The sequence below is a fragment of the Asaia platycodi JCM 25414 genome (genome assembly GCF_000614545.1).
Classification (GTDB): Bacteria; Pseudomonadota; Alphaproteobacteria; order Acetobacterales; family Acetobacteraceae; genus Asaia; species Asaia platycodi.
The window spans coordinates 12730-36824 of the sequence record NZ_BAKW01000014.1; the positions used below are offsets into that span (position 1 = coordinate 12730).

The following is a 24095-nucleotide window of genomic DNA, read 5'->3' on the forward strand; positions in this document are numbered from 1 at the left end:
AAGACTCATCATGAGGCTCTCTTGCTGCGTGTTGAGGCAGGGGGAGCGTCGTTCGAACTCGATAACGCGTGTTTAGTCCGTTATTCAATGTGATCGTGCCGCTCATGATGGCATGGCGTGATCAGCTACGCTTCTCACGTGGCAGCTCGACATAAATTTCGTTACACTATCATTAATTTTCTTGCCGGATCGATACGATTCATTAATGTCCCGACGTCCCTCGTTATTTCGGCGAGGTGCAACGCAAGGGCGCATTCACGTGTCACTAAGGCTTCCGAAGTTTACCGTTTTCTCTTTTGTTGCCGTCAGCGCGGCGCTCAGCCCGACTTTTGGTGCGACGCTGCCCATGAGCTACGAGCCGACAGTTTCCGCTCGCGTGGGCACGCTTGGCATTGGGCCAGAGGTGAGCCTGCGCATTCCGAATTCCCATTGGGGATTTCGTGGAAACATCAATTTTTTCACCTATAATGATTCCTCGATTTATCATCACCGTTTTTCAGATGGTAATCCGACTACCGGATACGATCTGGACGCCAATTTCGGAGGCTCTTTCCGGTTTTTCAATGGTGGGCTGACTACCGATTTCTATCCGTTGGGAACAGGTTTTCGGCTTTCTCTCGGCGTTTACGGCGTTGGCAACCGCGTTACGGCCAATGCGACGCCGCGTGGCGATGCCCGCATCGGGCGCACGATCTACAGCGTGCAGGATGCAGGGCGCGTTGCTCTGAAAATCCTGCCCAATCAGGTGGCGCCCTATGTCGGTGTGGGCTACGCGGGTCGTATCGTGAGTAACATCGTGTTTTCTGTTGACGCGGGAATTCTTGCTGAGGGAGACCCTCGTGTTTCGATGGCCGCCGAAGGCCCGGCCGCCACCTTGCCCTCTTTCACGCAGAATGTCGAGAAAGAGCGGCGGCGCATCGCACATGATATCAACTTGCCGGTCTATCCTGTGCTTGAACTGGGTCTGGGCTATCGCTTCTGACTGCCCAGCCTGCCTGCTTCAACGCGCCCATATTGCGAGATGAGCGCGTAAAACGGGACAAATGCGCGGTAACTAAATGAAGCTGCGCTTTGTCAGGCCCTGCGCTGGTTATAGACATCCACGCAAACGGCCCCCAGCAGGACGAGGCCCTTCAGGACCTGCTGATAATCGATGCCAATGCCCAGAATGGACATGCCGTTGTTCATCAGTCCCATGATCAGTGCACCGATCACGGCGCCCCCTACGCGTCCAACGCCGCCATAGGCGGATGCCCCACCGATAAAACAGGCGGCAATCACGTCGAGTTCGAATCCAAGCCCGGCCTTGGGGGTGGCGGTGTTCAGGCGGGCGGCAAAAATCAACCCACCCAGCGCCGCGAGCACACCCATATTCACGAAAGTCAGAAAGGTCAGGCGCTCGGTGCGAATGCCCGAGAGTTTGGCCGCGCGTACATTGCCGCCCACGGCGTAGATCTGGCGACCTATGGTCGTGCGGCTGGTGACAAAACTGTAGATGCCGATAAGCAGCGCCATGATGATCAGCACATTCGGCAGACCGCGATAGCTGGCGATGAGTGTGGCGAGATAAAGGATAATGCCGAACACAGCGATGTTCTTGCCGATGAACAGCGGAAGCGGCTCGACCTCGATCTCACTGCGCTGATACCGCGCCCGGCTGCGTAGTGAGGCCACCACCATGGCACCTGCGACCGCCACGCCCAGCAGAAGCGAGGTCGGATTATAATGACCCAGCTTGGGCAGAAATTCCGGTATGAAGCCCGATGAGAGCTTCTGGAAAACGGTCGAGAACGGCCCGAGAGACTGTCCGCCCAGCAATGCCAGAGCCAGCCCCTTGAACACCAGCATACCGGCCAGGGTGACGATAAAGGACGGGATCTTGAAATAGGCGATCCAGTAGCCTTGTGCGGCGCCTATCAGCGCGCCTGTCGCCAGGCAGGTGAGTGTCGTCACCACGAAATTGCAGTGTAACTGGACCATCAGAACTGCGGCCACAGCGCCGGTAAACCCGGCGACGGAGCCGACAGACAGATCGATATGCCCCGTCACGATCACCAGCAACATGCCGAGCGCCATGACCACGATATAGCTGTTCTGAAGTACCAGATTGGTCAGGTTGAGCGGGCGCAGCAATGTCCCGTTGGTCATGATCTCGAAAAACACTCCGATCGCAACAAGCGAGATGAACATGCCATAATCGCGCAAATTATTGCGTATGAAGCGGCCCATCGCGCCGCTGCCGAGATGGCTCCCACCCGGTGTCTGGCCGTTCGGGGTGTTGCCGGAAGCTTTGTCTTTGTCGGAGGGTGTATACCCGCCGGGGGTCAGAACATGTTCACTCATCTAGGTCACACTCCCATGGCGAGGTTGGTCGCGTCGCTGGGTATGGAGGAAATGGGAAGAGGCGTGCTCGTGCTGCGGATAATGGCGCGCATGATCTTTTCCTGCGTGGCCTCCTCGCGGGTGAACTCGCCCACGAAACGCCCCTCATTCATGACGCAGATTCGATCGCAGATGCCGAGCAGTTCGGGCATTTCGGAAGAGATTACCACGCAGCCACGGCCGCTATCCGCCATTTGCTGGATCAGAGCATAGATTTCGTACTTCGCCCCGACATCGATCCCTCGTGTGGGCTCATCGAGAATGAGCACATCGGGGTTGGTGAAGAGCCATTTCGACAGCACGACTTTCTGTTGATTGCCACCCGAAAGTTTGCCTGCTGCCTGCTGTACGTTCGGCGAGCGGATGCGCATCTTGTCGCGATAATCCTGCGCGATGCGCAATTCGGCAATCTCGTCGATCACGCCGTTTTTCGCGATACCGCGTAATTCAGCCAGCGAGATATTATGACGGATCTCATTGTTCAGATGCAGCCCAAGCTCCTTGCGGTCTTCGGTTACGTAGGCGAGCCCAGCGTCAATAGCGCGACTGACGGTCGAGACATCGACGGGCTTGCCGCGCATGGTCACATGGCCGCTGATGCGTGTGCCGTAGGAGCGGCCGAACAGACTCATGGCAAATTCGGTGCGCCCCGCGCCCATCAACCCCGCAATGCCGACGATCTCACCGGCGCTGACATGGAAATTGACATGACGGATGACCTGTCTGTCGGGGTGAAGCGGATGCCAGGCCGACCAGTCTTCCACCGTCATCAGCTTCTCGCCTATCTGCGGCATATGGGCAGGATAGCGATGTTCGAGATCGCGATTGACCATCAGGCGGATGATCTCGTCTTCATCCGCCGGGCCGTTGCGACAATCGATCGTACCAACACTACGCCCGTCGCGTAGCACGGTGATGCGATCTGCAACGCGTGAGATCTCGTTGAGCTTGTGAGAGATCAGGATGGAAGAGAGCCCTTCTGCCTTGAAAGCCAGAAGCAGATCGAGCAGGGCCGCGCTGTCGCGCTCATTCAGGCTGGCTGTCGGTTCGTCGAGAATAAGCAGACGCACTTTTTTCGAAAGCGCCTTTGCAATTTCCACCAGTTGCTGCTTGGCGACCCCGAGATGGGTGACCAAAGTTTCGGGGTCTTCGGTCAGCCCGACCTGACGCATCAGGTCGCGGGCACGCTTTCTGGCAGCATCACGGTCGATCACACCGTAACGACCGGGAGGGTGGGTGATGAAAATGTTTTCCTGCACCGAGAGAAGCGGGATAAGCGCCAGCTCCTGATGAATGATGATAATGCCGAGAGCTTCCGAGCTGTTGATATCCGCAAAGCGCCGTTCTTCACCGTCGAAGACGATTCTGCCGTCGAAACTGGCGGCGGGATAGACCCCGCTCAGGATTTTCATGAGCGTCGATTTTCCGGCGCCGTTCTCGCCGCAAAGCGCGTGTATCTCGCCCGGCTCGACAGAAAAACTAACATCGCTCAGTGCCGTAACGGGTCCGAAGCGTTTTGCGATGTTCTGCATCTCAAGGATCGGGTTCATGGCGCTACTCGATCTGGCTTGCGGTATAATAGCCGCTATCGATCAGAACAGGGCGAATATTGGCCTTGGTGACCACAACCGGCGTCAGCAGATAGGTCGGTACGATCTTGTTGCCATTATTATAAGACTTCGTGTCATTTACCGGCACCGTCTTGCCGGCGAGCATGGCTTCGATCATGTCCACAGTGACACTGGCAAGCTTGCGCGTATCCTTGAATATGGATGAGTACTGATCGCCTGCGATGATAGATTTGACGGAAGGAATCTCACAGTCCTGTCCGCTGACATAGGCCATTTTGATATCGCCACTGCCGTAGCCCACCCCTTTCAGAGAAGAGATGATTCCGATCGATATGCCATCATAGGGAGAGAGCACGGCGTCGAGGTGACGATCTGAATAATAGGCGCTGAGGATATTGTCCATGCGTGCCTGTGCCGTAGCGCCGTCCCAGCGCATGGTCGATACTTTTTCCATCGATTTCTGGCCTGAGGGAATGACCAGCTTGCCGCTATCAAGGTAGGGCTTGAGTACCGACATGGCACCGTTGAAGAAGAAATAGGCGTTGTTGTCGTCAAGCGAGCCGCTGAAAAGCTCGATATTGAATGGCCCCTTCGCCTCGGGAAGCCCCAGGGCCTTTACGAGCGATCCGGCCTGCAACACACCAACCTGAAAATTGTCGAAGGTCGCATAATTGCTGACATCGGGGCTGTTACGGATCAGGCGGTCATAGGAAATAACCTTGACGCCGCGCTGGGCCGCCTTGTGAAGCGTGTCCGTAAGGGTTGTGCCATCGATTGCGGCAATCACGAGCACCTTGTCGCCTTTGGAAACCATGTTTTCAATCTGCGACACCTGGTTCGGGACATCGTCATCAGCATATTGCAGATCGGTGCCATAACCGTGCGCTTGCAGGGCTTTGACAATATTATTGCCATCCGCAATCCAGCGTGCGGAGGATTTTGTCGGCATCGCGATGCCGACAACCGGCTTTTCCTCAGCCGTCGCGGTGTTGGGCGTTACGAGACCGAAAAGACAGGTCGTGGCCAGGGTAAAGCAGGCAAGTCCAGTGCGGATTTTGGTCATGGCGCGAAATGTCCAGGCAATGGCCCTTCGCATTCTTGCTGTCCTACGAAGGGCAAATAGGGGATTTTCGTCATGTTTGACCGGTCCTATCCGGTGGCATGACGAACAGAGAACGAGCCGGATGAAGATCTTCATCGGCGGGTAAACGGCTAATGTCCCTCCAGGGCGTCTTGTGAGGTCTCGCGGTGCCTGGGCCGCTCACGAATCGTCACACGTTATGATATAATCATCTCATATAGATGTTATAAATAACGAATGCACGCTATCTCGCAAACGTGATTGATGGTGTGTTTTTCTGGTGAGCGGCGCTTGCGTGCAGCGTCGGGCCTTGCGTCGTTATCGACGTGGCTTCACCCAGAGTGAGGGTCTTCGTTTCGTAAGCCGACTTGTCGCTATGCCTGTCATAGCAAGGCTTTACAGGTCTGACGCCCTGTCTCTAGGACGCTTGACCGCCTGCCCGATATGCAGGATTTTCCCTTGATCGGCGTGATGCCTGATCAGATGAGCCTCGTTCTGCTTTCGGCTGTTGCGCCTCGAAAGCGCGTCATTTCCGCATTCAGTGCCTAGCCGGTAGATAACGATCTTTCACATTGCGAGTGCCGGCCAGGAGGCCTGCATTATTGCCGATGGCCATCCCGCGTTTGAGCGCCCGCCTTTACCGCCCGTTGCGCTTGCCGGCAGTGGGGCGGGGGCTGAAAATAAGTGCGAGACAGGTCTCGACGGCCATCAAAGCGTGGCGGTCGACAAACAGGCCGAGCAAGGGCCAGTGCCGACGCAAGGCGAGACGGAGAGGGCTCAAGTGGGGCTCTTCCAGGAGGGCTGTGCAGGAGAGGCCGAGGCAAGCCCGGTCTTGTGTACTTCCTCTTTCATCAGCAGCGCCGCCAGATGGAAGGCACGTCGTGCATGAGCGTAGGGCAACCACTGCCCGACCATGTTCCACGGCATGCCGTTATTATAGGTGGCAATGGCCAGAACCGACGCTCCGGTCACGGCGTCGGTTGCCAGCAATTCCTCGCTCGCGCCGCCAGGTGCCGGGGGCGGAATGGGCGGCAAGCCGCCACCCGCTGCCCCTGCGGCAAAGCCCGCTACGATCGGTAGAGCATTGTAATACCACTTGCTGCGGCGCAGATTGGTGATGGCCGCACTGATCCTGAGTGTGCCCGGGGGGAAATTACCAGCAGAAAACGGGCCGGAAGGCGCTGTGACTAACGGGCTTGCTGGTAGAATTTTGAAATCCTCTCCCAGTGTCTTGCGCAGTTCGCTTTCGAAAGCCTCCGTCATACGTGCCTGAATTTCGGGTTCCAGCACCGGCGCCGTGTTGACAGGATGCCAGAGAACGGGGTCGATCACGGCATAACGATATGCTCCCGGCTGCAATCCGGGCGCGACATAGACAAGATCGTCCATGTGCCCTTTGGGATGGACCATCTGTGCGTAGGTCTGTGGGGCGATGAAGCCTGTCTGGGTCGTTTTCTGTCCCGCACACCCGGAGAGGGCCAGCACCCCGGCGCAGGACAGCAGAAGGGGCAAAAAGAAGCCTCGCGATGACGGGCGGACAAGAAGTGAAAAATGAGGGGGCATGGCGGGCTTCTCCTGAAAGAGGGAAAACGAAGCCCGGCATGGAGCTGCGTCTGACGCGGCCCTTTCTGCCGTCCTGATTTTTCAGGGTGATGTCCCGACTATGTTCGGACTGAAATAAAGGACGATTCATCGCGATCCGGGCAGAGAAACACAAACATCGAGCCCGCCGCGTTCGCGGTTCTGCATCGCGATATCGCCGCCCAGCGCGCGAATGATGTTGCGTGCGGAGGTCAGGCCGAGCCCGACACCGCCTGTCTGGCGATTGCGCGATTTATCGAGGCGGAAATAGGGTTCGAACACCGTGTGCACTGCCGTCTCGGGCAGGCCTGGCCCATCATCCTGACGATGATCTTTACGCTGCCATCCGGGGCAGGGGTCAGCACTATTTCAGGCGGTGTGGCATATTTTATGGCATTTTCGACAAGATTGGCGAAGACGCGTCGCAGTGCGTAGGGCGGCCCGTTATATCCGGTTCGCGCCGGCCCGCTGAAGCGCACATCATGACCCTGATCGCCGTAATCGTAAGCAATGGTCTGGAGCAGGTTTGACAGATCGAACATCGTGTTTTCCTCGCGCGCGGCATCATCGCGAAAAAACGACAGCGCCCCGTCGATCATGGCCTGCATTTCGTCGACATCGCGGAAAAGCAATTTTTGCTGGCTCGTATCGTCGATGAATTCGCCGCGCAGGCGGATGCGCGTGAGAGGAGTACGCAGATCGTGAGAGATGGCAGCCAGCATGGTTGTGCGGTCGGTCACGAATTTGCGTATCTGTGCCTGCATGGCGTTGATCGTTTCAGCTACCAGCCTGATTTCACGCGGTCCTGATTCGCTCAAGGGTACGAGACGGGGCTGAGTTCCGAGATTGCGTACTCCATAAGCCAGATGCTCGATCGGGCGTGACAACTGGCGCGATGCGATGGCCGAAACCGCGATGATCCAGAGGCTCAGCAATATGGCTTCGAGGCAGAAGCGTTCAAAAGCGTAAAGTCCCCAGAAACGCTGAAGCGCGACACATAAAATCCAGCTTCCGTCATCGAATTGTACAGCGGCGAAATAGGCATCATGAAAAACTGTGCGGTCATAGGGCAGGCCGGGCAGCTGCGAGACCGGATTATCTTCTTGAAACACGGCGAGTTTTTCCGGGCGGCGGGCCAGATAGGGCTTGAGAAAGGCCCAGCCTGATCGATCTCGGTGGCGCGGTATTCGCCTTCGCGCAGGGCTTTGGCAATGGGCGAACCGGGAGCATACCATCCGAAACGCAGTTGATCGGTTGCCGCCGCCTGAGCCAGGGCCGCGCGAGAGGCAGCAGGAGCGGCTTCTGTCATGCGAATGACGGTGGCCACCTGACCGGGCAGGCCCGTTTCCTGAATATCGGGTTTGGTCCAGCGCCCGCCGAACAGGAAAAAGAGTTCGAGCAGCAGCAGCGTGACGCCTGCGGCCAAGGCCACGGTCACGATCAGACGGCGCGTGATCGTGTCGTCAAGAAACTGTTTTTTCGTCATGAGCGTTTGACCGTGGTGGCGAACATGTAACCACCATTGCGTACCGTGCGGATGAGGCTCGGATTTTTGGGGTCATTTTCAAGCTTGTGGCGCAGGCGGCTGACCTGCACGTCGATACTGCGATCAAAAGCGGCATGATCGGGGCCGCGTGCCATGTCCATAAGCTGATCGCGCGTGAGCACACGCTGTGGATGTTCGGCAAAAGAAAGCAGCAGGTCGAATTCACCGCCCGACAACATGACAAGCGCATTTTCACTCGAACGCAACTCGCGACGGGCCACATCGAGCTGCCAGCCCCCGAAACACAGAACCGGCCGTGTCGAGGGAGAGGTCGGGGCCACGGGGTCGGCGGTGCGCCGCAGGACAGCCTTGACGCGCGCAAGCAATTCGCGCTGGTCGAAAGGCTTGGTCAGGTAGTCATCCGCGCCGATTTCCAGCCCCACGACGCGATCGGTATGATCGGCCATGGCCGAGAGCATGATGACAGGCAGGCGCGATGTGGCACGTAGGCGCTGGCAGAGGCTGAACCCGTCTTCATTCCTGAGCATAATATCGAGAATCACCAGATCGACTGGCTGGGCCTCAAGCAGGGCGAACATGGCCTCCCCATCTTCCGCCGTAGAGACACGGTACTGGTGCTTGCGCAGGAAGCTGGTCAACAGCGTCAGGATGTCCTGATCGTCATCGACGACGAGAAGATGTGGCATGGGGGTCATCCCTCGTTTGTATCATGGGCTCTTGTCGTCATGATGTCGGGGGCAGACATGATGTTTCAAGATGGAAATAATGCGATGCTCGACGCTACCGCATGCTTTGCGTGGCACCCACCAGGCTGACGAAGGCGTGTATGACAGTGCTGCGCAAAGGGCCGGAAAGGAAATGATGAGGCTGAAAAGCGACCGATGTTGCGTGGTTCTGCAAAGACGGATGAAAGGAGCCTTCTGTAGCGATCACGCAAGAAATCTTGTTGGAGAGGGTGCCAGATACTCGTGCGAGCATTCTGCTCGGCGCCTCTCGCGCCTTGGAGCAAGAGTAGGCAGAATTATCGACAAATAAGTGAAATATATTACGAAAATATTAAAAAATGCAAAATGTAATATCAATCAAATAAAATATGACAATATATATTTAAGATAATATCACCATTGTGATATTAATCATTCATATGATGTATCTTTATAAATTTTCGAGTAACGCCTATCGCCATCCTGTGATGGCCTGTTCCGTCAGAGCCATGAACGAGATGAGTGAGATTTTCACACGCATATGTTCTAAAAATCTCGCTTGTCTCCAATACTCGGAATTGTATCCTGACCAGGTAGGAGATCGATATGAAGATTTTGTTTTTATGTATCCCAGTTGGGGTACTGGTTTTTCTGTCAGTAAACGGAACTTGAAAATGGATACTATATTCAAAAATGTTATTTTGACTGTTAACTCTATAAAAGAGGTCGATCTTTCCATATTGAGAAAGGGGAGTGGTGCCATGTATTTTATCTTTGGATCCATGGTAATACTTTTTTCCATGCTTCCGATTGTCATCTATCAGTTGGTGGCAGCGATCTCGGGCGCCTGAATCGCAATTGATGCTGAAACACCAGTCGAAAAATACCATCCCGTGTAAATCAACTTTTTAGAAATATAATTAATATCTGATTGAGGTCGAAGATGGTGGATGGATCGAGTATTTCAAACCGACTGGATGGAAGGCCCATAAGCATATCCACATACTCTAATCTATACGCATTTTACGTGGTGGCGCGGTATCTGAGCTTTAAGCAGGCGGCAGATGAGTTGTGCCTGACGAGTAGCGCCTTGAGCCACAGAATTTCGAATCTCGAGAGAGAGATCGAAATCAAGCTTTTCGACCGCTACCCGCGGCGGGTTCAACTGACAGAAGACGGGTCACGCATATTCGATGTTCTGAAAATATCGTTTACGCAGATAGGCAGCGCCATCCAGGATAGCGCGTTGAGCAAGGTATCCGGGCGTCTACGTCTTTATGTAAGGCCGTCACTGGCAGGGTTTTGGCTGATACCGAGAATTCATAAGCTGCAAAGTAAAAACCCGTCTCTCATGCTTGATATAAAGGTAGGAAACGCGCCTATTGACGACATCAGGTACGAATCCGATGTTATCCTTACTTATTCCGACGGTATATATTATGATATGAATAGCGAGCTGTTCATGAAAGAAAGTATGGCTCCAGTTTGCAGCTTGAAATATTATAATGAAATGTGCCTGTCGGGAAGTATCGAAGAGATATCCAAATGTACGATTCTCTTTGACGCCGCGGCGTGGGATAACGCTACGTCAGACGCAGAGTGGCAATTATGGCTCAGAGCAAAGTCTTTGCAAATGCCTGAACCACGTCACGTAATGAAATTTGACAACGCGGGCCTATGCGCGCTCGCAGCGGTCAACCATGCCGGTATTTCGATGGGGCGAGAACGTATTGTCAGTGCCTCGATTGCGTCTGGTGATCTGATTACGCCGTTTGGCGATTTTGTGAGTATAAGCAATTATGGTTATTATGCAGTATATCCAAAAAAAAGTAGAAAGATCTGCCAGATTGAGAGTATTTCTGGACTGGATTCATGAGCAATCCAACGAGTAACTTACAAAATACCTATATAAAAATAGGATGTTTTATTGCTATCTGGCAATCGCATCTGGATGGATACGCACATGTCTCATGAATATTTCCTTGATATTGAAAAAAAATATCCGCTTGTATTGCCTATGCAGAGATATGAGGAGGTTTTTTGGCAGAATCCCGGCAGGCTTTCTGTGAGCGATGGATTATCCGGCGTTGAATTTACCATGCAGGACGTCGAGAAAGCCCGCGCAAGAATGGAAAAGTTTTCTGGATATATCTCGGAAAACTTCCCGGACACCATGAGTAGGGGAGGAATCATTGAGTCGGATATTGTGTCTCTGAAAAACATGCAGAATCATATGGATAAACTGTCCGATAGGGAGATACCGGGGCATCTTCTCCTGAAGCTGGATAGCCATCTACCGATTGCAGGATCGATAAAAGCGCGAGGTGGTATTTACGAGATCCTTTTTCATGCAGAGAGTCTTGCGTTGGGTGCCGGAATATTATCTGAAGGCGATGATTATCGCATCTTCTCGACTAAAAAATTCAGGGATTTCTTTTCTGCGTACAGTATAGCGGTGGCGTCGACGGGAAATCTCGGGCTGGCGATCGGGATAATAGGCCGAGCCGTGGGATTCGAAGTTAATGTTCACATGTCTGAGGAGGCGAGCACTTGGAAAAAAGCGTTACTCGTCGAGCACGGCGTTAATATCATCGAACATTCGGGGGATTATAGCAGTGCGGTAGCTGAAAGCCGGCGTGTTTCGGGGGAGGCACCATCTTCCTATTTCGTGGATGATGAAAATTCCCGGTTATTGTTTCTGGGTTACGCTGTCGCTGGCCTTCGCCTGAAAGAGCAGCTGACACAACGGGGACATTCAGTGGACGAGCGACATCCGCTCTTTGTTTACTTGCCGTGCGGTGTCGGCGGCGCGCCGGGCGGCGTAACATTGGGGCTCAAGCTTGCTTTCGGGGACTACGTCAAATGTTTCTGGGCAGAACCCACTCATTCCCCGTCCATGCTTTTGGGTATGCATACCGGATTGCATCACGATATCTGCGTGAACGATATTGGCGTGGATAACAAAACCGGAGCGTCTGGTCTTGCCGTTGGGCGCCCTTCCGGTTTTGTTGGCCAGATGATGAGCCATCTTCTCGATGGTATTTATACCGTTGACGATCGGGTTTTGTATGACCTTCTCATATCTCTGTACGAGACAGAAAATATTTTCCTCGAGCCGTCAGCGCTCGCTGGCATGATCGGCCTTACAGGGCGCTGGATGCGGGAATGTTCGGAGATCGGAAACGGCCGCGTGATCAGCATGACACCGTTCCTTTACATCTGATCTGGGGAACGGGAGGGGGTATGGTACCCAAACCTGTAATGTTGGAATACCTCTCCGGATCCAGGGAAATATAGCTGTATCAGTCCAATAAAATATCAGACGGAGGTTATAGATGAACAAGATCGGAAAATTTTTTCTTATAGCTCTACTGTGTGGTCTTGGATCGAATGGCAATGCCTGGGCCAATACGGTAAAAGCTCACGCCATTCCGTCGTATCTGGAGGCACGTCATGTAATGCATGCGGCATTCGGCCGTCTCAATGCCAGTAAGCATCGTTGTGTATATGATCCTGCAAAAAAACACAGGAAGTGCCTGCCTCGGCATCGGTCAGGCTAGGTCCTTCGACGATCATCCGGATCAGTTGTTGATAATTGAATTACAGAATAACGAGAAGAAAATGATCAAGAGAAATTCTGCGGCATTCCTGTCTGCCGTAACCCTTTTATTTTTCGGTGCGCCTGCGCACGCGGAAGGCTCTCTTACGATAAGCGAACTGGCAAATGGCAGTATGACGCAATCCTATTTCCAGAAGATGGTGGGGACACGCCATCTTCCAGCTTGGGTAAAAAGAGGGGGAACTGACTCGCCAAGTCGAGAGATCATGATCGGATTGAAAAAATATCTGGTTTTGACTTCATGCAAGCCACATGACTGCGCAAGTGAAAGCGTGGCTATGCTTTTTTCTCCCAAGACACACGAGATGTCGGTAGTTCTCTCGAAATATGATGCGACCAGTGAAAATCAGGCGCTTACCTGGTTCAATGTTCCGGATGAGTTATCTATCGATGGTAAAACTGTTCTTTTCGCGGCGCTGAGCGGCAGCCTTGAGAACCACCCGAAGGATTTCAGTTTTCACTAGAGTCCATATTCGCCTCGTACGGTCTTCCTGGCAGAGCAAGATGCTTCGATTGCGTTCTGAGAGCGGCCGCTTGATCTTGTCGTTTTGCACAGTGCTTGCGAAACCTGTTAGGGTAGGAATGACGGTGCCTCGCAAGGGGTGAAAAGGGAAGCGGGTACGGGCTGAAAGGCCTAAGTCCCGCGCTGCCCCCGCAACTGTAGGTGATGTGAAAATCCTGTCGCGATCCCACTGGAATTTTTCCGGGAAGGGGGCTGGGTATCGGGCGACCGGCATCACGAGTCAGGAGACCTGCCGTCAGATCGCTGATTTCATGAACCGGCGGGGTGCCCGGATCGTGACAGACCGCATTTCATCAAGTGCGGCGGGTCGGTGCCTGCGCCGGCAGTCATTTATGCGCCTTGTTTTCGGCCCTCGTTGCGGGGGTGAGCGGGAAGCCGGATGTCATGAGTTCGCAGACCCAACCCGTTTTCCACGTCTGCCAGACCTGCGCCGCAGGCGGTCAGGCCCTGCATGACGCGCTGGCGGCACTCGCAGAGCCGGGCTCGGTGCGTATAGAGGGGGTGCGTTGTCTTGCCGCCTGTCAGCAGGGTTGCACGGCAACACTCTCCATGCCCGGCAAGTGGTCCTGGCTGCTCGGCCGTCTCAGCCCAGCTCTGGCGTCCGATCTGCTCGTCTACGCGCAGGCCTATAGCCGCTCGGCTTCCGGCACTGTCATGCCCTCAAAGCGCCCTGATACGCTGCGTGATATCATTCTCGGGCGTTTTCCCGGCCAGAACGGCAGCCCGCCCGCCCCGCAACAGGCCGTTTCAGAAAGCGTCTCATGAGCAAGATTCCCGTCACCATCATCACCGGCTTTCTTGGCGCCGGAAAGACCACGCTGCTGCGCCATCTGATCGCGCAGTCCAATGGTCGTCGCATCGCCATCGTCGTCAACGAATTCGGCTCGCTTGGTATCGATGGCGAGACGCTGCGTGGATGCAGCATTCCGAATTGCCCGGAAGGAGATATTGTCGAACTGACCAATGGTTGCCTGTGCTGCACCGTGGCCGATGATTTTATCCCTACCATGGAGGCGCTGCTCGATCGGCCGCAACCGCCGGAGCATATCGTGATCGAGACATCGGGCCTTGCCTTGCCCAAGCCGCTGCTCAAGGCATTCGGCTGGCCGAGCGTGCGCACGCGCATGACGGTCGATGGCGTCATCACCGTTGTCGATGGCCCTGCCGTGGCCGCCGGGCGCTTCGCCGATGACCCGGAAGCGGTCGCGAAGCAGCGTGAGGAAGATGAGTCGCTCGACCACGACAATCCTCTTGAAGAGGTTTACGAAGATCAGCTGGATTCCGCCGATCTCGTCGTGCTGAACAAGATCGATCTTCTAGATGACGCGACGCTGGCCGAGGTGGAAGAAGCCCTTGCCGGCCGCCAGCGCCGCGTGCGCGTGATCCGTGCTCGCGAAGGGCAGGTCGATCCCGCCATCGTGCTGGGTCTGTCGGCTGCTGCCGAAGACGATCTGGCCGCCCGCCCGTCTCACCACGATGGCGCAGACGAGCACGAGCACGACGATTTTACGAGTTTTGTCCTATCGTTGAGGGAGCAGGAAAGCGTTGAGGCTTTCAACGCCCGTCTGGAGCGTGTGGCGCTGGCGCATGACGTGCTGCGCATGAAGGGCTATGCGCCCATCGCCGGAAAAACCCTCCGGCTTGGCGTGCAGGCAGTCGGTAGTCGCGTCCGCCATGCTTTCGAGCCATGGGGCAATGCCACGAAAGGCGAAGGCAGACTGGTGGTGATCGGGCTGCACGGGCTTGATCCGGTTGCGGTGCAAAACAGCTTCGACGCAGGCTGACCCATGCATCTTCTCTTTCGGGAATCGCATGAGCTGGACGGTCAGGCCATGGCCGAGGATCTCGGTCACGATCCTGCCGATCTCGTTCTGCTGTCTTTTTCCGAAAGCGATCTGCTTGGGCTGAAAGATGTGCACACCGCGCAGGACCCGAGCCTGCGCGTGGCCACGCTCTCGCGCCTGCGTCATCCGATGTCGGTCGATCTCTATCTCGAACAGACGATTGCCCATGCCCGTTGCGTGTTGGTGCGCCTTCTGGGGGGTACGGAATACTGGCGCTACGGCGTGGATGAGCTGCGCGCCCTTTGTCGGGCGCGGGGCATTGCTCTGGCCTTCATAACGGGTGAGGCCACGCCCAACCCGGCGCTGAAGGCGCTGTCCACGGTCGAGGCGGCGCAATGGGAGCGTCTCGACGGGCTGTTTCGTGAGGGCGGGGCGCGTAATCTGCGCTGTGCCTTGACGCTCATGGCCGCGCTTGCCGGGCTGGGTGAAGATGATGGCGCCGCGGTGGAAGCCCTGCCACCGGCAGGTGTGTATCGTCGCCTTGGCCCGGAGCGTTCAGGGCGCGTGTTGCTGGTGTTTTACCGCGCCCATCTGCTCGCCGCCGATCTGGGCGGCATCGATGCGCTGGCAGATGCGCTTCATGCAGCCGGTTTCGGCGTCGACCTGCTTTACGTCGCGTCGCTCAGGGCACCGAATGTCCTGCCTTTCCTCGATCGCTGGATGGTGGAAGAGCCGCCGGAGATCGTGCTGAATGCGACTTTTTTTGCCTCGCGCGGCGATGACGGCGCCCCTTCCGTGCTTGAGGCGGCGCAGATGCCTGTGGTGCAGATCCTGCAACCGAGCGCGACGCGTGCCGCCTGGGAGAAATCCGGCAGGGGGCTGTCGCAATCCGATCTCGCCATGCAATGCGTCTTGCCCGAACTCGACGGGCGACTGACCGGTAATCCGATCTCCTTTCGCGACGAGGCTGCGCCTGGTCTTCCAGCCAGACGTGTCGCTTACGCGCCGGGCATCGCGCTCATGGTGCAGCAGGTGCAGGGCTGGTTGCGTCTCTCCCGTCAGAACCCTGCGGACCGTTGTCTGGCACTTGTTCTGTCCGATTACCCCGGTGCGGAAGGGCAGGCGGCCCATGCGGTGGGTCTGGATGGCTTTGCCAGCGTTGCGGCAATTACCACCCTGCTGCATGAGGCAGGTTATGCAATAGCGCCTGTTGAGGCGGAAGCTTTGCCCGAGGCGCTATGTCGGGCGCCAGTGCAGCGTATTCTCGACGCGGCAAAATATCGCCTTTTATTCGCTACCCTCCCCGACGCTTTCCGCCAGAAAGTGGTCGCGGCCTGGGGCGAGCCCGACCAGCCTGTCGACGCCCGGTTCATGGAGCAGGACGCGCTGGTGGTCGCGCTCCAACCGGGGCGCGGCAAGGCAAGCGAGCGCAAGGCGCAATATCACGACCCGATGTGCCCCCTTGCCACGACTATATCGGCTTCTATCTATGGCTGCGCGCGAAACGCACGATTTCGGCAATGATTCATCTGGGCACGCATGGCACGCTGGAATGGCTGCCGGGCAAATCCGTGGCGCTCTCCGAAAGCTGCGCCCCTTCGGTGCTGCTGGGCGGCATGCCTGTCGTTTATCCGTTCATCGTCAATAATCCGGGTGAGGCTTCTGCGGCCAAGAGGCGATTGGGCGCGGTCATGATCGGCCATATGACACCGCCCGTGCAGCGCGCCGGGCTCGATAGCGCCATGGCCGATCTCGAACGGCTGATCGATGAATATGCCGAAGCCGATGGGCTGGATCGTCGCCGTGGGGCGCTGCTGCGTCGTCAGATTCTCGATCGCGCTGCGGATCTCGGTGTGCTGGCAGAAAGCGGTGTCGCAGGCGGCGATACCGACGATGCCGAAGCTCTGGCGCGTCTCGATGCCTATCTCTGCGATGTGAAGGATCTTCAGATACGTGACGGGTTGCATGTGTTCGGCTGCCCGTCACCACGCCATGGCGCGCTGGTCGAGATGCTGGCGGAATCGGCGCATATGGCCCCCGAGATTGTCACTTCCCGCCTCGATGCTTGTCCGCAAGCTGAAAACCAGGCGCTTCTCGCGGCGCTCGATGGGCGTTTCGTTTCGCCCGGCCCTGCCGGGGCGCCTACGCGCGGACGTCTGGACGTGCTGCCAACGGGGCGCAACCTCACCACCATCGATCCGCGTATGTTGCCCAGCCGTGCCGCGCTGATTCTGGCGCACAAGACCGCCGATCTGCTGCTGACACGGCATTTGCAGGAAGAAGGCGATAATCTGCGCCATCTCGTGCTCGATCTCTGGGGTAGCGCCACGCTGCGCACCGGGGGAGAGGACATGGCGCTGGCTTTTCTGCTCATGGGGGTACAGCCGCTCTGGGATGCAACGAGCGGGCGGATTTCCGGCTTCGAGATCGTACCACTGACGACTCTCGACCGACCCCGCGTGGATGTCACCCTGCGTATTTCCGGCCTGTTCCGCGATGCCTTTCCGGGGCTGATCGATCTGTTCGATCAGGCAGCACGTGCTGTTGCGGCCCGTGAGGAAGATGAGGCCTGGAATCCGCTCGTCCACGACCCCGACGCTTCCCGTATTTTCGGGGCGGCGCCCGGTGCTTATGGCACCGGGATCGAGACCGTCCTGACCGAGGGTAGCTGGCAGACGCGCGACGAGCTGGGACAGCTTTATCTCGATGGCTCGCAATGGAGCTATGGCGGCGGACGTGAAGCAGTGGCCGATGCCGAGGGGTTGCGTCGCCGTCTGGGGCGCGCCGAAATGGTGCTGCATATCCAGGATCATGTAGAGACGGATCTGCTTGAAGGCGCCGATACCGCCGCGCATGAGGGCGGGCTTGCCGCTGCGGCTGCGCTGCTGGGCAACAAGCCAAAGCTGCTGCATGGCGACACCAGCCAGCCGGAAACGCCGCGATTGCGCGACGTTGCACAGGAAGTCGCCCGCATCACTCGTGGCAGGCTGGCCAATCCGCGCTGGATTGCGGGCATGATGCGCCATGGCTATCGCGGTGCGGCAGAAATGGCGCGTGGTGTGATGGCGCTCGAGGCCTATGCGGCCACCTTGCCGACGCGTCTCGATCGGCAGATCGATCTGGCTTTTGCGGCTTTGCTTGAAAACGAGGAATGCATGGCATTTTTCGAGGCGCATAATCCCGAGGCCTTGTCGGATATGAAACGGCGTTTCGCCTCCCTGCGCGATCGCGGACGTTGGCAGTCGCGCCGCAATGCCGTTGTGCAGATACTGGCGCCATGACACCCGCTAGGAAGAGAGTCCCGTCATGAGTCGCGTGTTGATGGTGGCCGCCCCCCGCTCGGGCTCGGGCAAAACCACCGTGACGCTGGCGCTTCTGAGCGCTTTCGGCGTCGCGGTGTTGCGGTGCGGGCGCTGAAGACGGGGCCGGATTATATCGACCCGGCCTTTCATCACGAGGCCTCTGGCGCGCCCTGCGCCAATCTCGATAGCTGGGCCATGTCCGGACCCGCGCTGGAATTCCGTCTCGCCCGTGCGGCTGAGGGCGTTGATCTGGTGATCGTGGAATCCTCTATGGGGTTGTTCGACGGGCTGGCCTTGGCGGATGGGCAGCGCGGCGCGGCGTCGGATATCGCCGCGCATTTCGCTATGCCCGTGCTGCTGGTGCTCGATGCGAGCGGTCAGGGACAGAGCGTGGGGGCCGTGGCGCAGGGGCTGTCGCAATGGGACGAGAAGGTCACTGTTGCAGGTGTCATTCTGAACAACATTGCCTCCGATCGTCACGAAAAACTCTGTCGCGCTGCGCTGAAACAGGTTCTGTGTGGCGTATTCCGGCGCGATCGGTCGATCCTGCTCCCGGAACGCCATTTGGGCCTCGTTCAGGCGCGTGAGCGCGGCGATCTGGCGGGTTTTTTCGAGAGTCTTGCCAATAAGGCCGAGGCGGAGCTCGATCTGGACGCGATCTTCGCGCTTGCGCGTCCGATCGCGTCGATGGCCGCCGAAAGCGCCTGTCTCGTGCCGCCACCGGGGCAGCGCATCGCACTGGCCGATGATGCAGCCTTTTCATTTCTCTATGCTCATCTGGCCGAGGAATGGCAGGCTGCAGGGGCCGAGATCCTGCCTTTCTCGCCATTGCACGACGAAAAACCTGCTGAGCATGCCGATTGCTGCTGGCTGCCGGGCGGGTATCCTGAACTGCATGCGGCTGTCCTGGCCTCGGCCAGCCGGTTTCGCGAGGGCATGCGCCATTTCGCTCTGACGCGGCCAATCCATGGAGAATGCGGTGGCTTCATGGTTCTCGGGGCCGGACTGGAAGACAGCGCAGGCAAAACTCATGAGATGCTCGGGCTTCTGTCTCACGAGACGTCTTTTGCGAAGCGCAAGATGGCGCTCGGCTATCGTCAGGCACAGCTTTTGCAGGATTCGATTCTGGGGCCGAGAGGCACGACGCTGCGCGGGCATGAATTTCATTATGCAAGTGTGATCGATCTTGGCAGCGACGTCCCTTTTGCGCGGCTGCAGGACGGCGAAGGTCAGGATCTCGGCGTGGCGGGCGCGCAGCGCGGTCTGGTGTCGGGCACGTTCTTTCATGTGCTCTCGCGATGGCGATAGAGCCGTCTTTTTCGGTTCTGCTGGCGCGCCATCCTCCCGTTCTCGTGGCTGACGGGCAGTGTTATGGGCGGCAGGATGTGCCGCTCGCGCCGGGTTGGGGGGCGTTTGTCGAGAGATGGACCGGGCAGGGGACTGTTTACGCCTCGCCCGCGCAACGTTGCCAGTGTGCTGCTGCGCTTCTGGCGGGGGAGGCGCCCGTTCTGACCGATGAGCGGCTGCTCGAAATAGATTTCGGCGCCTGGGAGGGACAGAGCTGGTCGGATATCTCGCGAGAGGCGCTCGATGACTGGGCTTCTGACCCGCTTCGTTACAGGCCCGGCGGTGGAGAAAATGTCGAGACGCTCATCGCACGTGTCAGCGCTTTCTGGCGCGATATTGTGGAAAAGGCGGCGTGCTGCCGGGTCGTCACCCATGGCGGGCCGCTCCGTGTGATGGCAGCTCTTGCGGAAAACCGGGATTTTCGAATGGAAGACTGTGCACCGCCTCAGGGCGAAACAATTCTGTTGCATTTTTTCAACAAGAACGGGGCATTTGTTGCGCAAAAGCAGCCACTCCGTTGACAATATGCAACAGACCAAAGAGGAGTAAGCCAATCCTGAATCATTGGTAAGGTTTATCATGTTGGTACGCTCCCGGTCTCTCCTGCCATCAGTTGCACGCAAGGGGATCTTGTCCCTCATTGCCACGACGTGCCTGATGTCCGGCGGGGCCGAGGCTTTGGCGCAAACAACAGCGAGCGCCGCGACTGAAGACGCCGCCAAAGCGCCTCAGAGCAAAGCCCAGCCGGCCAGGTCCAGCACGCCTGCAGCCAGAAGCAAGGCGCTGCGCACGCGCCAGTCGGCGCCTGTGACTGCGGGCGATGCAGAGGGCGGCAGCGAAGCCATTGTCGTGACTGGCACGCGCGAGATCGGCAAGAAGGCACGCGATTCCATCGCGCCGCTCGATATCATTTCGCACAAGCAGCTTGCAGCCACGGGTCAGGGCACGCTGCGCGACGCGCTGTCACTGCTGCTGCCCTCGCTGACCACCCCGACCGCCGGCTTCGACGCGGGCGCCATGACGGATACGATCAGCCTTCGCGGCCTGAACCCAAACGAAACGCTGGTTCTGGTCGATGGCAAGCGTCGCCACAACACGGCCAATATCTATTCCAATCCCGGCCCGCAGCAGGGGTCGACCGCGTCGGATATCGACATGATACCGATGTCGGCCATCGACCATGTCGAGGTGCTGCGCGATGGCGCTTCGGCAGTATGGGTCGGATGCTGTGGCCGGTGTCGTGAATATCATCCTCAAGAAGCAGGCAAGTGGCTTTCACGCCCAGAACATCACCGGCATAACCTCGGAGGGCGATGGCTTCCAGCAGGGTGTTTATCTGGATGGCGGCGCATCGCTCGGCTCGCGCGGCTTCGTGCATGTCAGTGGCGACTTCGTGCATCAGGATCACACCTATCGCAGCGCTGCTGATAACCGTTCTGGCACCTATCAGAACAATATCCTCAGCCAGCCCGAGCAGACGCGCGAAAGCGTTGCGGTCAATGCAGGCTACGATCTGACGGATACCATCCAGCTTTATGCACTGGGCACCTATGCTCATCGCCATGCTGAATCCTATCAGAACTACCGTCTGGCTTCGTCGCTCAATGCCTATCCGGCCTACAAGGCGATTTACCCTTGGGGCTATTCGCCGGTCGAAACGCTCAACGAAAACGATTTCGAGCTAAAGGCCGGTGTGAAGGGTGATTTCCGAGGCTGGCACTGGGATGTGTCGAGTGTTTATGGCCGCGATTATGACGATATCGGCCTGATCAACTCGGTCAATCTCTCCATCAACAAGGCGACGGGCCGCACGCCCACCTCGTTCGATGTGCAGGGATTCAATAATCAACAATGGACGAATGATTTCGATTTCAGCCGCAAATTCGAATTCAGTGGCTGGCCGCATAGCGTGAATTTCGCCGGTGGCGCGTCCTATCGCTATGAAGGCTATTCGGTCGGGACAGGCTCGCCTGACTCGCTTTTCGGTAACGGCTCCGATGCGCTGGCTGGCACCAATCCCGGCAACGCAGGCAATTACAGCCGCGATGTCGCAGCCGGCTATCTCGATATCTCGACCTATCTGGCCAAGGGGCTGCAGCTCGATCTGGCTGGTCGCTACGAGCATTATACCGATGTGGGCAACACCCAGAACGGCAAGGTCTCGCTGCGCTATGACATCACGCGTCGGATTGCGCTGCGCGGCACGATCAGCAATGGATTCCATGCGCCGACTCTGGCTCAGAAATACTATTCGGCGCTTAATATCTCGCCGACTGCGGCGCGTGGCCTGATCGGTGCAGGCTCGCCCGGTGCGCTTGCCAATGGGTCGTCTGGTCTCAAGCCCGAGCGCTCGACCAATGCTGAGGGCGGGTTCATTGTCGAGCCCATCCGCAATCTACATGTGACGACCGATATCTATCAGATCAACATGCGCGACCGGATCATGCCGGGGGGCAATATCTCGGGCGCGACGGCCATCAACGCCATGCAGCTCAACGGTTTTGCCTTGCCTTCGGATATCGGCAGTTGGAACCAGAGCGCGATCACGGCCAACTGGTTCGGCAATGTAGCCAGCACGCGCACGCAGGGTCTGGATATCACGGTCACCTACCTGACGAAGCTGGGCGCATTCGGGCGTATCGACTGGGATGCGGCGATCAACCTCAACCGCACCCGTCTGTCTCATCAGGCCAGCAATCCGCTGACCGGTGCACCGTTGCTGAACGCGGCTCGATCGCCTATCTGACGACGGCCTATCCGCGCAGCAAGATCATTTTCGGTGGCAACTGGACCCATGCGAAATGGCTCGTCGGTCTGCATGAGATCCGCTGGGGCCAGACCACCAACCAGCTCACCTATTATGCACCCGGCCCCTATCAGTTCAGCACGACGCATTTTCTGGAATACCAGAACAAGCCGAAATGGACGACCAATCTGGATGTCAGCTATCGCATCACCCCGCGCTGGACGGCCACGATCGGCGGCAACAACATCTTCTCGGCCTATCCGACACGCGTACCTGAGGGAAATCGCTATCTCGGTGCCCCGCAATATTACATGAGCACATCGCAGCTCGGTATTAATGGTGGCTATTACTATTTCCGCGTAAACTACGATCTGTAATATCTCGTCTTTTTTAAATGCTTTTCGAAGATTTGAGTAAGTGTTTGATAGCTGTCCTGCCTCTTGCGTTTGCAGGGGGCGGGCAGTGTCTCTCAGAGCATTGTCACGCGGCCTTCATATGATTGAAGGATGACCGCAGCCGGGTTGATCCTCGGAGATAGGCAATCCGTCCCCCACAATGTCACGGCTGAATTCGAGTCTCTGTAGCGTAAGGTGGTCGTCTGGAGTATGGGCTGCGCCCTGCGTAGGACTTGCTTCGCGCATGCCGGTCAGAAGAGGGTCGGCCAGGTGCTCGTCACCCATTCCCCACCCAATGCTGGTATCCCCTCGATGGTCCTTCCTGACGAGACGTAAGTGGTTTGACCGCGATCACTCCATGAGCGGTCGACGGCCAGGCCATCAACGCGGCCTGACTGACCGTGCGGCAAAGATATCAGGCTAACGGGCGTCGCCTCTGTGAACACATGTTGGGTGATCAACTTCGTCTTCCCGCGGCCACCGGACCCGCAAATCGTCGCGGCGTGGAGGGACCGATGATCGGAAACACTGTCGAGGATTCACGATTATGATAGGATTCTCCTTTTTGAAATGATTTGTCATGATTGCTTGACGCCAGATTTAACGGTGTTTTTTAGGTGGCTATGGCTTATTCCCATCGCAGGCAGCACAAAAACACGACCGGCAGGGTCCAAAAAACCTTTCGGTTTTCTTAAAAGACGGTCATTCGATCACAGGGAGCTCGAGTCAGCCATTGTCCTCTTCCGTCCTGCGTCTGTTTTCCGTCTGTCTTGCCGTGCCATGCATGGCTGGTTCAGCCCTTGCTCAGGTAGCGGCTACGACACCCGTCGCGACTGCCGAACATGGGGCGGTCGATGCGGGTGAGCAGCCCTCCGCCCAAATTCAGACACCGCTGTCGGATCTGCACAAGGATACGACCGTCGCGCCCCTGCCCAAACCCGAAGCGATTTTCGTCAATCCCTGGGGGGTGAATGCCTGGCTGCGCGAGCACGGCATTGCCGTGTTGCTCGATAACACCAACGAAATGTCGGGCATGATCACGCCGCCGACCAAGGGGTTGGGCCTGCGTCAGGGCGCGAGCAATACGGGCCAGTATTCGATGGAAAACGACATCGACTGGGAGCGTCTGGCGGGCTGGACCGGATTTTCGACCCATGACGTGATGGTCGGCCGATATGGCATCCCCGCGAGCCGCATGTTCGGCGACAATCTGAACCCGAGCCAGGAAATCTATGGCAGTGGCGGCAACGTGGTTGTCCATCTGGTCTATGCTTATGGCGAGGAATCACTGTTTAACGATCGCCTCGATGTGGCGGCGGGGCGTATGTCCTTCCTGTCGGATTTCTCGGCGAACCCGCTTTATTGTAACTTCATGAACAACGCGTTCTGCGGTAACCCGAAAGCGTCGAGCGACAATACGGCCCACGCGTCCTATCCCGATGCCAACTGGGCGGCCCGTTTTCGCCTGAGGCCCACTGACAACACGATTTTCCAGTTCGGCGTCTATTTCACTCAGACCCAGGCCATCTACGGCAACGCCAGATGCGTACCGG

17 protein-coding genes, 4 pseudogenes and 1 riboswitch are annotated in these 24095 nt (G+C 57.3%); of the genes and pseudogenes, 12 read left to right on the forward strand and 9 right to left on the reverse strand.

The features are described from left to right. The first annotated feature begins 259 nt into the window (after positions 1-259). Positions 260-982 carry a hypothetical protein gene (locus JCM25414_RS10830; protein ID WP_025841664.1) on the forward strand — a complete coding sequence of 241 codons (723 nt, stop codon included), beginning with the start codon at positions 260-262 and terminating at the stop codon, positions 980-982. Between the two features lie 92 nt (positions 983-1074). Here the strand turns inward: JCM25414_RS10830 and mmsB are convergent, their stop codons facing one another. The 9 genes from mmsB to JCM25414_RS10870 form a co-directional block, all read right to left on the reverse strand. Continuing rightward, positions 1075-2343, reverse strand: coding sequence for a multiple monosaccharide ABC transporter permease (mmsB, locus tag JCM25414_RS10835; RefSeq protein WP_025841665.1), 1269 nt, complete (start codon positions 2341-2343; stop codon positions 1075-1077). A gap of 5 nt (positions 2344-2348) precedes the next feature. Beyond that, positions 2349-3932: a multiple monosaccharide ABC transporter ATP-binding protein gene (gene mmsA, locus JCM25414_RS10840; protein ID WP_025841666.1), complete on the reverse strand. Its 1584-nt coding sequence runs from the start codon at positions 3930-3932 to the stop codon at positions 2349-2351. Between the two features lie 4 nt (positions 3933-3936). Next, positions 3937-5016: a multiple monosaccharide ABC transporter substrate-binding protein gene (chvE, locus tag JCM25414_RS10845; protein WP_025841667.1), complete on the reverse strand. Its 1080-nt coding sequence runs from the start codon at positions 5014-5016 to the stop codon at positions 3937-3939. A gap of 655 nt (positions 5017-5671) precedes the next feature. Beyond that, positions 5672-5815, reverse strand: a complete 144-nt coding sequence (locus tag JCM25414_RS23380) for a hypothetical protein (RefSeq protein ID WP_159101751.1) — start codon at positions 5813-5815, stop codon at positions 5672-5674. After that, a complete protein-coding gene (locus JCM25414_RS10860; RefSeq protein ID WP_025841668.1) occupies positions 5812-6597 on the reverse strand; it encodes a DUF3313 family protein in 786 nt (261 codons plus the stop codon). The genes JCM25414_RS23380 and JCM25414_RS10860 overlap by 4 nt, the downstream gene beginning before the upstream one ends. 126 nt (positions 6598-6723) lie before the next feature. After that, positions 6724-6906: an ATP-binding protein gene (locus JCM25414_RS25070; RefSeq protein WP_369346047.1), complete on the reverse strand. Its 183-nt coding sequence runs from the start codon at positions 6904-6906 to the stop codon at positions 6724-6726. Further along, the gene (locus tag JCM25414_RS25075) at positions 6828-7550 is read right to left on the reverse strand and encodes a histidine kinase dimerization/phospho-acceptor domain-containing protein (protein ID WP_242403513.1); all 723 of its coding nucleotides are present in this window, start codon (positions 7548-7550) and stop codon (positions 6828-6830) included. The genes JCM25414_RS25070 and JCM25414_RS25075 overlap by 79 nt, the downstream gene beginning before the upstream one ends. After that, entirely contained in the window at positions 7544-8101 is a 558-nt protein-coding gene (locus JCM25414_RS25080) for a hypothetical protein (protein ID WP_242403514.1), read from the reverse strand. Before JCM25414_RS25080 ends, JCM25414_RS25075 begins: the two co-directional genes overlap by 7 nt. Then, positions 8098-8808: a response regulator gene (locus JCM25414_RS10870; protein ID WP_025841669.1), complete on the reverse strand. Its 711-nt coding sequence runs from the start codon at positions 8806-8808 to the stop codon at positions 8098-8100. The genes JCM25414_RS25080 and JCM25414_RS10870 overlap by 4 nt, the downstream gene beginning before the upstream one ends. A gap of 961 nt (positions 8809-9769) precedes the next feature. On the opposite strand from JCM25414_RS10870, the gene JCM25414_RS19365 reads away from it, so the two are divergent. From JCM25414_RS19365 to JCM25414_RS26065, 11 genes and pseudogenes are all read left to right on the forward strand, one after another. After that, the gene (locus JCM25414_RS19365; protein WP_081775893.1) at positions 9770-10702 is read left to right on the forward strand and encodes a LysR family transcriptional regulator; all 933 of its coding nucleotides are present in this window, start codon (positions 9770-9772) and stop codon (positions 10700-10702) included. 87 nt (positions 10703-10789) lie between these two features. Then, positions 10790-12049 carry a D-serine ammonia-lyase gene (locus tag JCM25414_RS19370; protein WP_148301060.1) on the forward strand — a complete coding sequence of 420 codons (1260 nt, stop codon included), beginning with the start codon at positions 10790-10792 and terminating at the stop codon, positions 12047-12049. 284 nt (positions 12050-12333) lie between these two features. Next, positions 12334-12909 carry an Ivy family c-type lysozyme inhibitor gene (locus JCM25414_RS10890; RefSeq protein WP_199897624.1) on the forward strand — a complete coding sequence of 192 codons (576 nt, stop codon included), beginning with the start codon at positions 12334-12336 and terminating at the stop codon, positions 12907-12909. Positions 12910-13014: 105 nt separating this feature from the next. Next, positions 13015-13219, forward strand: a riboswitch (cobalamin riboswitch). 133 nt (positions 13220-13352) lie between these two features. After that, on the forward strand, positions 13353-13733 hold the full coding sequence (locus tag JCM25414_RS10895; protein ID WP_025841672.1) for a DUF1636 domain-containing protein: 381 nt from the start codon (positions 13353-13355) through the stop codon (positions 13731-13733). Further along, a complete protein-coding gene (cobW, locus tag JCM25414_RS10900) occupies positions 13730-14752 on the forward strand; it encodes a cobalamin biosynthesis protein CobW (RefSeq protein ID WP_025841673.1) in 1023 nt (340 codons plus the stop codon). Before JCM25414_RS10895 ends, cobW begins: the two co-directional genes overlap by 4 nt. A 462-nt stretch (positions 14753-15214) precedes the next feature. Beyond that, positions 15215-16722: pseudogene (locus JCM25414_RS25085) on the forward strand (cobaltochelatase subunit CobN); the annotation flags it as partial. A 60-nt stretch (positions 16723-16782) separates the two neighbouring features. Beyond that, positions 16783-18033 carry a cobaltochelatase subunit CobN gene (locus JCM25414_RS25090; protein WP_242403528.1) on the forward strand — a complete coding sequence of 417 codons (1251 nt, stop codon included), beginning with the start codon at positions 16783-16785 and terminating at the stop codon, positions 18031-18033. A 25-nt stretch (positions 18034-18058) separates the two neighbouring features. Beyond that, a pseudogene (locus tag JCM25414_RS19380) lies at positions 18059-19362 on the forward strand (cobyrinate a,c-diamide synthase). Next, complete coding sequence (locus tag JCM25414_RS19385; RefSeq protein WP_025841674.1) at positions 19353-19922, forward strand: histidine phosphatase family protein; 570 nt, start codon at positions 19353-19355, stop codon at positions 19920-19922. The pseudogene JCM25414_RS19380 and the gene JCM25414_RS19385 overlap by 10 nt, the downstream one beginning before the upstream one ends. 136 nt (positions 19923-20058) lie before the next feature. Then, positions 20059-22524 (forward strand): annotated as a pseudogene (locus tag JCM25414_RS19390) (TonB-dependent receptor plug domain-containing protein). A gap of 1117 nt (positions 22525-23641) precedes the next feature. Next, positions 23642-24001 (forward strand): annotated as a pseudogene (locus JCM25414_RS26065) (carbohydrate porin); the annotation flags it as partial. Positions 24002-24095: the final 94 nt, after the last annotated feature.

Bases quoted from the DNA above. Each gene is read 5' to 3' on its own strand.
- JCM25414_RS19365 (WP_081775893.1), top strand. From the start codon at position 9,770: ATGGTGGATGGATCGAGTATTTCAAACCGACTGGATGGAAGGCCCATA.
- JCM25414_RS10890 (WP_199897624.1), top strand. From the start codon at position 12,334: ATGATCCTGCAAAAAAACACAGGAAGTGCCTGCCTCGGCATCGGTCAG.
- cobW (WP_025841673.1), top strand. From the start codon at position 13,730: ATGAGCAAGATTCCCGTCACCATCATCACCGGCTTTCTTGGCGCCGGA.
- chvE (WP_025841667.1), bottom strand. From the start codon at position 5,016: ATGACCAAAATCCGCACTGGACTTGCCTGCTTTACCCTGGCCACGACC.
- JCM25414_RS10895 (WP_025841672.1), top strand. From the start codon at position 13,353: ATGAGTTCGCAGACCCAACCCGTTTTCCACGTCTGCCAGACCTGCGCC.
- JCM25414_RS10870 (WP_025841669.1), bottom strand. From the start codon at position 8,808: ATGCCACATCTTCTCGTCGTCGATGACGATCAGGACATCCTGACGCTG.
- JCM25414_RS25080 (WP_242403514.1), bottom strand. From the start codon at position 8,101: ATGACGAAAAAACAGTTTCTTGACGACACGATCACGCGCCGTCTGATC.
- JCM25414_RS19385 (WP_025841674.1), top strand. From the start codon at position 19,353: ATGGCGATAGAGCCGTCTTTTTCGGTTCTGCTGGCGCGCCATCCTCCC.
- JCM25414_RS25090 (WP_242403528.1), top strand. From the start codon at position 16,783: ATGGCCCCCGAGATTGTCACTTCCCGCCTCGATGCTTGTCCGCAAGCT.
- JCM25414_RS19370 (WP_148301060.1), top strand. From the start codon at position 10,790: ATGTCTCATGAATATTTCCTTGATATTGAAAAAAAATATCCGCTTGTA.
- mmsA (WP_025841666.1), bottom strand. From the start codon at position 3,932: ATGAACCCGATCCTTGAGATGCAGAACATCGCAAAACGCTTCGGACCC.
- mmsB (WP_025841665.1), bottom strand. From the start codon at position 2,343: ATGAGTGAACATGTTCTGACCCCCGGCGGGTATACACCCTCCGACAAA.
- JCM25414_RS10860 (WP_025841668.1), bottom strand. From the start codon at position 6,597: ATGCCCCCTCATTTTTCACTTCTTGTCCGCCCGTCATCGCGAGGCTTC.